Source organism: Winogradskyella sp., from assembly GCF_013042245.1.
In the GTDB taxonomy this organism is placed as follows: domain Bacteria; phylum Bacteroidota; class Bacteroidia; order Flavobacteriales; family Flavobacteriaceae; genus Winogradskyella.
The window spans coordinates 19,243-27,827 of sequence record NZ_JABDQL010000073.1; the positions used below are offsets into that span (position 1 = coordinate 19,243).

Annotated in this window: 7 protein-coding genes; 2 read left to right on the forward strand and 5 right to left on the reverse strand. The window is 32.8% G+C overall.

Features of this window, described 5'->3' with window-relative positions; genetic code table 11:
* Position 1: 1 nt before the first annotated feature.
* From HKP48_RS06070 to surE, 4 genes are read right to left on the reverse strand one after another with little or no spacing between them, the layout of a single operon-like run.
* Entirely contained in the window at positions 2 to 2,038 is a 2,037-nt protein-coding gene (locus tag HKP48_RS06070; RefSeq protein WP_296343880.1) for a ComEC/Rec2 family competence protein, read from the reverse strand.
* Positions 2,039 to 2,065: 27 nt separating this feature from the next.
* Positions 2,066 to 2,584 carry a C40 family peptidase gene (locus HKP48_RS06075; protein WP_296343881.1) on the reverse strand — a complete coding sequence of 173 codons (519 nt, stop codon included), beginning with the start codon at positions 2,582 to 2,584 and terminating at the stop codon, positions 2,066 to 2,068.
* Positions 2,581 to 3,693 carry a lipid-A-disaccharide synthase gene (gene lpxB / locus HKP48_RS06080; protein ID WP_296343883.1) on the reverse strand — a complete coding sequence of 371 codons (1,113 nt, stop codon included), beginning with the start codon at positions 3,691 to 3,693 and terminating at the stop codon, positions 2,581 to 2,583. The genes HKP48_RS06075 and lpxB overlap by 4 nt, the downstream gene beginning before the upstream one ends.
* A 27-nt stretch (positions 3,694 to 3,720) precedes the next feature.
* On the reverse strand, positions 3,721 to 4,497 hold the full coding sequence (gene surE, locus HKP48_RS06085) for a 5'/3'-nucleotidase SurE (protein WP_296343885.1): 777 nt from the start codon (positions 4,495 to 4,497) through the stop codon (positions 3,721 to 3,723).
* Positions 4,498 to 4,652: 155 nt separating this feature from the next.
* On the opposite strand from surE, the gene HKP48_RS06090 reads away from it, so the two are divergent.
* On the forward strand, positions 4,653 to 6,788 hold the full coding sequence (locus HKP48_RS06090; RefSeq protein WP_296343887.1) for a carboxy terminal-processing peptidase: 2,136 nt from the start codon (positions 4,653 to 4,655) through the stop codon (positions 6,786 to 6,788).
* A gap of 13 nt (positions 6,789 to 6,801) precedes the next feature.
* Entirely contained in the window at positions 6,802 to 7,893 is a 1,092-nt protein-coding gene (locus HKP48_RS06095) for an ABC transporter permease (protein WP_296343889.1), read from the forward strand.
* Here HKP48_RS06095 and HKP48_RS06100 read toward each other — a convergent pair.
* A complete protein-coding gene (locus HKP48_RS06100; protein WP_296343892.1) occupies positions 7,890 to 8,345 on the reverse strand; it encodes a hypothetical protein in 456 nt (151 codons plus the stop codon). The two genes, HKP48_RS06095 and HKP48_RS06100, sit on opposite strands and share 4 nt — an antisense overlap.
* Between the last annotated feature and the right edge of the window lie 240 nt (positions 8,346 to 8,585).

Below are 8,585 nucleotides of genomic sequence, written 5' to 3' on the forward strand. Positions count from 1 at the left end.
ATTAGTTTAATACAAAAGCTCCCTTTTTGTAAGTACTATGGAAAGGGATTTTTTTATTTAAACAGGTTTTCTTCCAGCGTTGCAAATAAGATTTGTAGTTGCTAGCATCTGCAATAATAAATTCGGGTTTTAAAGAATCAATTAAGCGATTTAGATTCACTTTTGGAGAGTTGCTCAGTAAAATATAATTGGGTCTAAATTGCTTAGTGTTGTAAACACCTAAGCTGTCTACAATCAAAATAATTTTGTCTTTAAACGGGTAAATTGAAGTTAGACTATCATTTATTTTGTTAGTAATAAAGTTGCCAACGGAATAGTTCTTAATGGCTTTATCATTTTTTATTTTAGTACTATCTAGTCTATGATATACTGTCAATTGATAATCTGATTTTTTTGCTAAAAGAGTTGTTCTGCTTTTATTAAAAACTACGAATTCTGAGGTGTTGTTCTCATATTTAGTATATACTATTATGATTGAAAATAAGAGTATACTCAAAAGCGAAAAAACTACGGATTTAAAGGTTCTCGTTTTCCATAAATAGAAGCCACTCACAATTATCAAATAGCTCGTAATAACATGAAAAATGCTAAATGGGATATCTCTTAACAGAAAATTTTCAAACTGTGCAATCCATGAAATGAAGCTATTTAAGCTTTCAATAATAAAACTATAAATTGTAACTAAAATAGGAGGTAATATGTTTAATAGAGATAAAGTAATCACCAAAATACCAAAGCCTAGAATCAAGCCTAAAAGAGGAATGATAACTAAATTTGAAATAAAGAAAAGCCCAGGAAACTGATGAAAATAAAATAAACTAATCGGAGCGACACCTAACTGTGCAGCTAGTGTTACTGTGAAAATTTGCCAGGTCTTATCAATAATTAAATTTGAAGGTTGCCATAACTTGTATAATAGTGGTTGAATTGATACGATGGCTAAAACCGCCAAATAACTCATCTTAAAACCTACATCAAATAAGTAGATAGGGTTAAAGAGCAGCATCAAAAAAGCAGAGATTGTCAAGGTATTGTAGATGTTTGTGGGGCGCCTAAGAAATTGTGCGCAGGTGATAATGCTAAACATGGTCACTGCTCGAGTAACGGAAGGCGATAATCCAGCTACAAACGCAAAGGACCATAGCATTATAATAATCAGAACCGGTTTAATTATATGTTTTCCATGTTTGATTCTATGTAAGGGTTTAAAAATCTGAGTCAGAATGAGAAAAATTATACCTACATGAAGTCCAGAAACCGCTAGAATATGAATAGTACCAGCATCAACATAATTATTATAAATTTCTGGATTTATATCTTGTCGTTGTCCTAAGAGAAGTGCGTTAATAATTGAAAGGACATCGTCATTAAAACCTGCACCTGTTAGGTTTTTATTCACTTTGGTTCTAAAGCTATCGGCATAGCTCATTAAAGATTTAGATTCAGTTTTTACAGAAATAAAAACACCGGTCTTTATATATAGTTGATGGTAAACATTTCGCTGTTGTAGGTATTTGTTGTAATTAAACTGAAAAGGATTTTTTGGTTTAACCACCTCAGTAAGTTTGCTGTTTACAAAATAAATACTACCGATTTTTAGATTTTCAGATAATGTGTCTTTTTCAACATTAAGTAGAACTTTCCCAAATAGTTTCTTTTCATTTATGCTTATAATTTCTGCAAAATACTTGTCGTTATATGCGTCGGGTTTTAAGCGTTTAGTAATTTTAAAGGTGAAGTCAGCATAAGTTTCAGTAGCTATATTAAAATTTGAATAGTGATTGGTTTTATTCTTATCATTATAAATTTTTGTTGATGCTATACCGATACATATAAAACTTAAGAGTGTTGTTATACCAAATAATTGAATCTTAGTTTTCTTAGATTTAGCCAAATAATAACTAATCGCTAATCCAAATAGTAAAATAGCATTGATGATAAGTATACTGAGTAGTGATATTTTAAAATAGAAGCCAATAACAATGCCTACGATTAGGCAAAGAGTGAGCTTTATAATATTGAAATTAAGCAACTTCATTTCAGAAAGTTACTACAAAAATTTTATTTAGAGATATCTGCGAGCTTGAACGTAGGCAAAGTACCAATAGCGCTCTAATAATTTTGAAATCATAACCCCGCGACTTGAAGATGAGTGAATAAAGGAAACATCATCCCCTTTAATAGCGGTCACAATGCCTACATGATTAACTTTTCGGCTATTCTTTTTAGTAGCAAAAAAAACCAAATCACCTTCCTGTATTTTTTTAATATCTACCCAATTTCCACGAGTAGATAATTCTTTTGTTGTTCTTGGCATGGTAATGCCGTGTTTTCCAAACGAAGTAAAAATTAAACCAGAGCAATCCATACCTTTTTTCGTTGTGCCACCGTATTTATATTTAGTACCTCTATAGCGTTTGGCCTCAGTAATTATAGCTTCTGCTTGCTTAGGAATTGTAGTTTTAATTGTTTTTACCCTTGTAGTTTTTGTCGTATTTCTTTTATTGCGTTGAGATGCGTTTTTAGTAGATTTACAAGTGCTCAGAGTTGTTATTATCAGTAAGAATACGTAGATTTTTTTCATTCAGATATCGCTTTGTATATCAACTTTGCTGTTTTTTCACTGGCGCCTTTTCCTCCTAATTTTTGTTCTAATTCAAAGTAATCTAAATAGAGTTGTTTGCGCCTTTCAGAATTTAAAATAGCATCTAATTCTTTCTTTAAGCGTTCGGTATTTAGGTCATGCTGAATTAGCTCCGTCACTACCTCACGGTCCATAATTAAGTTGACTAAAGAGATAAATTTTAACGTAATAATACGCTTAGCAATCTGATACGAAATAGCGTTTGCTTTGTAGCAGACTACTTGTGGAACTTTAAATAATGCTGTTTCTAAAGTAGCCGTTCCAGAAGTTACCAGTGCGGCAAAAGAAATACTTAATAAGTCATAAGTTTTATTGTCTACAAAGGCAATATCTCGAGACTGAATAATAGATTGATAAAAACTAAAATCTTGACTTGGTGCGCCAGCAATAACAAATTGATAATCCGAAAAATCATTAACGACACTTAACATAACATCAAGCATTTTTTTAATTTCTTGTTTTCGGCTTCCTGGTAAAAGGGCAACAATGGGTTTATTGCTTAGTTTGTGTTGCTTTCTAAAATCATTTTCATCTACAAGCTTTCTATCTAAAACAGCATCGATTAACGGATGTCCAACAAAATGAACATCATAATCATATTTTTTATAAAATTTTTTTTCAAAAGGAAGTATGGTGTACATAGCATCCACATCTTGTTTTATCTTCTTTACACGACTCGCACGAGATGCCCACACTTGCGGTGATATGTAATAATGTGTTTTGTAGCCTTGATTTTTCGCCCATTTTGCAATGCGTAGATTAAATCCAGAATTATCAATAAAAATAATTACATCTGGTACAAAGGTTTCAATATCTCTTTTACAGGATTTTATAAAACCTAATACGGTTTTAATATTCATTATTACTTCTGCAAAGCCCATGAAAGAGCGCTCTTTATAGTGAGTTACCAAAGTGCCGCCAACAGATTGCATTAAATCACCACCCCAAAACCGAATATCAGCATCTTTATCTTGTTTAAAAATAGCTTTCATTAAATTGGAGCCGTGCAAATCTCCTGAAGCTTCACCTGCAATGATGTAATATTTCATGATGGTCTATATTGTTTTTTTAGAGAGCTATTCACTAAATTTCCAAGTGTTTAATTGTTGTATGGCGTGGTGAGCTGTCAAATCAAACTGAACAGGAACCACCGAAATATAATTATTTTCTAATGCCCATTCATCAGTATCTTTACCACCATCCATATTTACAAACTTGCCTGATAGCCAGTAATATTCTCTACCCATTGGGTTAGTACGTTTATCAAATTCCTCTTCCCAGTTGGCTCTCGCTTGTCTACAAATTTTAATACCTTTAAAGGCTTTTTTTTCAACATTCGGGATATTAACATTCAGCACAACACCATCTGGTAAACCGTTTTCTAAGACATTTTCAGCAATCGTTTTCACAAAAGACGTACAATACTCAAAATTTGCACCCCAGTTATAATCTAGTAAAGAAAAACCAATAGCAGGAATACTCTCAATCCCAGCCTCTAGTGCTGCACTCATTGTACCTGAATAAATAACGTTTATTGAAGAATTAGACCCATGATTAATACCAGAAACACAAAGGTCTGGCTTTCTTTTTAAGACCTCTCTTACAGCAAGCTTTACACAATCTGCTGGCGTACCAGAGCAGCTGTACTCTTTTTGTGGTCCATCATCAATTTTTACCTTTTCCACGTGTAAAGTGGAGTTGATGGTAATGGCATGTCCCATGGCACTTTGAGGGCTGTCTGGGGCAACGACTACTACATCTCCGATTTCTCGCATGACACCTATCAGGGTTCGTAATCCAGGTGCTGTAATTCCATCATCGTTTGTAACTAAAATTAAAGGTCTCTTGGGCATTAGGTATATTTTAAAACGGTTGTGCTAAAATACTAAATTAGCACGGAAAACCTTTACAGGCTTGGTTTAACAAAAAATTAGTAGCACTTAGGTTTTATGGCATGGTTTTTTCTTCTATTTTAGTCAAATATATTGTAAAAAAGAAATAGAAAAAGATGAAAGGGAAATACAAATTTTTATTGTTAGCACTTCTTATAGCTGTTGCTTCATGTAGTTTTACGAGTAAGGTCGATGGAAGTGATTCTGATAAAGACAAATTATTAGTGCGCATAATTACATATTTATTAGACCAAGGGCACTTTGCTCCACAAGATATAAATGATGACTTTTCCGAACGTGTATACGAAGACTACATTAAGCAGTTGGATCCATTCAAACGTTATTTTTATGAGTCTGATATTGAAGAGTTTAATGATTACAAGAATAAAATCGATGACCAACTCAAAGCGTACGATTTATCTTTTTTCGAATTAACACATAAGCGACTAATAGAGAGAACAGCCGAATCAAAAGAGATTTACTCTAAGATTTTAAATAGACCATTTGACTATTCTAAAGATGAGCAATTTAATAGTGATTATGAAGAACTAGGCTATGTAAAAAATAAGCGAGAAATGAAAGAGCGTTGGAGACAACAACTCAAATTTTCTACAATTGCCAATTATGACGAAATTATTGAGAACAACAAAACTTTAGCGTCTAATGATCCAGATGTGAGTTTGAAATCTATAAAAGAGTTAGAAGTTGAAGCTAGAGAAACAACAAAAAAATCGCTTGAAGAATTATATACATACATGGAAGAGCGTCGTCGTAAAGATTGGTTTGGCGTATACATCAATGCCATTGTAAGAGAGTTTGATCCTCATACATTTTATTTTTCACCAGAAGATAAAGATCGTTTTGATGTAGATATGTCTGGAAAGTTTGAAGGAATTGGTGCGAGATTACAACGTCGATTAGATGTTATTTCTATTAGTGAATTAATTAGCGGCGGTCCAGCTTGGAGACAAAATGAGTTAGAGCCTGGTGACCAAATTCTAAAAGTAAAGCAAGAAGACGAAGAGGAAGGTGTTAGTATAGTTGGAATGCGTTTGGAGGATGCTGTAAAATTTATAAAAGGGCCAAAAGGAACATCAGTAACACTGACTTTAAAAAAAGTTGATGGTTCAATTAAAGACATATCAATAGAAAGAGATGAGGTGGTGTTAGAAGAAACTTATGCAAAGTCATCTACAGTAATAAAAGATGGTAAAAAATACGGACTTATTAATCTGCCAAGTTTCTATGATAATTTTGATAGGAATAACAGAATCAGTTCTGCCATAGATGTAAAAAAAGAAATTCAACGTCTCAAGAAAGATGGTATTGAAGGCGTTATACTAGATTTGAGAGATAATCGAGGAGGTTCTCTTGGTGCAGTTGTTGATATGGCTGGATTATTTATTGAAGAAGGACCAATAGTACAAGTAAAAAGTACAACCGAACCAAAACGAATTTTATCAGACACTGACAAATCTATTGTTTGGGATGGACCATTAGTAATCATGGTTAATGAACTTTCAGCTTCTGCTTCAGAGATTTTGGCAGCAGCAATGCAAGATTATAAACGGGCTGTCATTATTGGAAGTGAACAAACTTTCGGAAAAGGAACAGTACAAAATGTAGTAGATTTAAACAGAATGGTACGTAATAATTCCAATGGTGATTTGGGCGCTATCAAGTTTACAACAGACAAATATTATAGAATTAATGGTGGTTCTACACAGCTTGAAGGTGTTAAAAGTGATATTGTTGTAGCAGACAGATATAAGTATATTGGTATTGGTGAGCGTACACAAGATAATCCATTGTCATGGGATAAGATAGACTCAGCAAACTATAATGTTTGGCAGAATTACTACGATTACGATACTGCCATTAAGAATAGTAAAAAACGAATTGCTAATAATAATCAGTTATCATTAATTGACGAAAACGCAAAGTGGATAAATGATATCCGTGAAAACGAAGTATTCTCACTAAATTACGAAGATTATAAGAAGCGCTTAGAACTTAACGAAGAGCAAGCAAAGCGTTTTGATAAAATATCAGATTATAAAACTAATTTGACATTTCAGTCTTTACCATACGAGCTTAATTTAATAGCTAAAGATTCTATCTTGGCAGAAAAACGTAAGCGTTGGCATACAAGTCTAAGCAAAGATGTCTATGTTGAAGAAGCATTAAACGTACTTAATGATTTAAAGCTATCTTATACTATTAACAATAATGTGGCTCAAATGAAAAATTAAATTATCCCTAATAATGTCAAAAAGCAACTCATTAACACAGTTGGCGCTCCAAAAGTTCAAAAAGAACATTTGGGGCGTTTTTAGCTTTTGGGTTATTGTAAGTATTGGATTAGTATCTGTTTTTGCCTATGTTTTGGTACCAGATGATTCTAAAAATGCGAATCAAATGCATTTGTCTGTTCATTCTAAATCTCCTGGATTTAAGGTTAAGGTATTAGAAATACCAACTAAAATAGAAGATAAAACAACTTTTTTATCGCGACTTTTTTTTGGAAGAAATAATACCACCGCAGAAATTCCTATTTCAGAGTATAGGATTGAAAATGAAAAACTAATCTATAACGAATATGCTTCGGATGGACTTTTAGGTCAGGAGAAAACAATAGATTTAAATAATTTTCCAACTAATGATTACCAAACTTATATTACGAATAGGACTTTTATTTTTGGGACAGACAAATATGGAAGAGACTACTTAAGTCGTATAATAATTGGCGCTCGAATATCCTTTTTCATTGGTTTTGTTGCTGTTTTTATTTCGTTACTAGTGGGTTTGTTTATGGGTAGCCTTGCGGGTTACTATGGTGGTAAAGTAGATGCTTTCATTATGTGGATAATTAACATCACGTGGTCTATACCAACACTATTATTGGTCATCGCTATAACGTTGGCTTTGGGTAAAGGCTTTTGGCAAGTCTTTATTGCCGTTGGTTTAACAATGTGGGTCGAAGTGGCAAGAGTTGTTCGTGGTCAAATCATAGGGGCAAAAGAGTTGCAATATGTTACTGCAGCAAGAGCTTTAGGATTTTCAGATTTTAGAATTATTTCGAAGCATATTTTACCAAATATTATGGCGCCTTTGATTGTAATATCAGCTGCAAATTTTGCAGCAGCTATACTTATAGAGAGTGGGTTGAGCTTTCTAGGAATAGGCGCACAGCCACCTATGGCAAGTTGGGGAGCCATGATAAAAGACCATTACAATTATATTATTCTTGGCAAACCCTATCTGGCGTTAATACCAGGCATTTGTATCATGGTTTTAGTGATGGCTTTTATGTTAATTGGAAATGCACTAAGAGACGCTTTGGATGTGAAGAATTAATTACTTGTAATAAAAAATCTATTCCAGTTTTCATTTTCTAGATTTATAATAATATTTAAAATTGATCCTTCACTGTTTACTATTAAAGTTTCGCCATTTGGTTTTATTGCTGCTGATGAGCCGCAAAAAGATTTTTTAATAAAAAGGGATTTTCTAAAGAAGTTGTTATTGTCAACAAAGAAATACTCATATTTTAAGTTAGGTTTTGTTTTTAAAATCATACCATTTTCAAATAGAGAAATGTATATGGCGTTCTTGTCTTTTAGTTGATTTATATACGGTTTTAAATTCCTTTTGACATTATTAATTTTTACTCTATACCATTTGTTTTTAATGCCATTACTGCATAAATCGTCCTTAAAATGATAACCAATAACAATAGTCGTTCCTTCGGGTATAGAGTAATTTGTAATTTTCTCTAATTCAAGTTTTATTCTATTGTAGTTAGACATACTGCTCGAGTATCGACTACCATTCAAACTAACAAACCTTATGTTAGCGTTTATCGAATCCCATCTTGTTTGTTCTTTCCATCCTTTATAAAAGTCAGATTTACTGATTCTTTCTTTATTGGTCCCAAAAATAGTTAAAACTATGCACTTTAGTGCATCCGCTTTAGCTTCTAAAAATACCTACCTTTGTTTTTATGTCACATCAAAGGGTAAATGGTCATACAGTTTCTAGATTAACTG

Excerpts from the sequence above, each read along its gene's own strand:
- HKP48_RS06070 (WP_296343880.1), bottom strand. The coding sequence starts at position 2,038 with ATGAAGTTGCTTAATTTCAATATTATAAAGCTCACTCTTTGCCTAATC.
- surE (WP_296343885.1), bottom strand. The coding sequence starts at position 4,497 with ATGCCCAAGAGACCTTTAATTTTAGTTACAAACGATGATGGAATTACA.
- HKP48_RS06095 (WP_296343889.1), top strand. The coding sequence starts at position 6,802 with ATGTCAAAAAGCAACTCATTAACACAGTTGGCGCTCCAAAAGTTCAAA.
- HKP48_RS06100 (WP_296343892.1), bottom strand. The coding sequence starts at position 8,345 with ATGTCTAACTACAATAGAATAAAACTTGAATTAGAGAAAATTACAAAT.
- lpxB (WP_296343883.1), bottom strand. The coding sequence starts at position 3,693 with ATGAAATATTACATCATTGCAGGTGAAGCTTCAGGAGATTTGCACGGC.
- HKP48_RS06090 (WP_296343887.1), top strand. The coding sequence starts at position 4,653 with ATGAAAGGGAAATACAAATTTTTATTGTTAGCACTTCTTATAGCTGTT.
- HKP48_RS06075 (WP_296343881.1), bottom strand. The coding sequence starts at position 2,584 with ATGAAAAAAATCTACGTATTCTTACTGATAATAACAACTCTGAGCACT.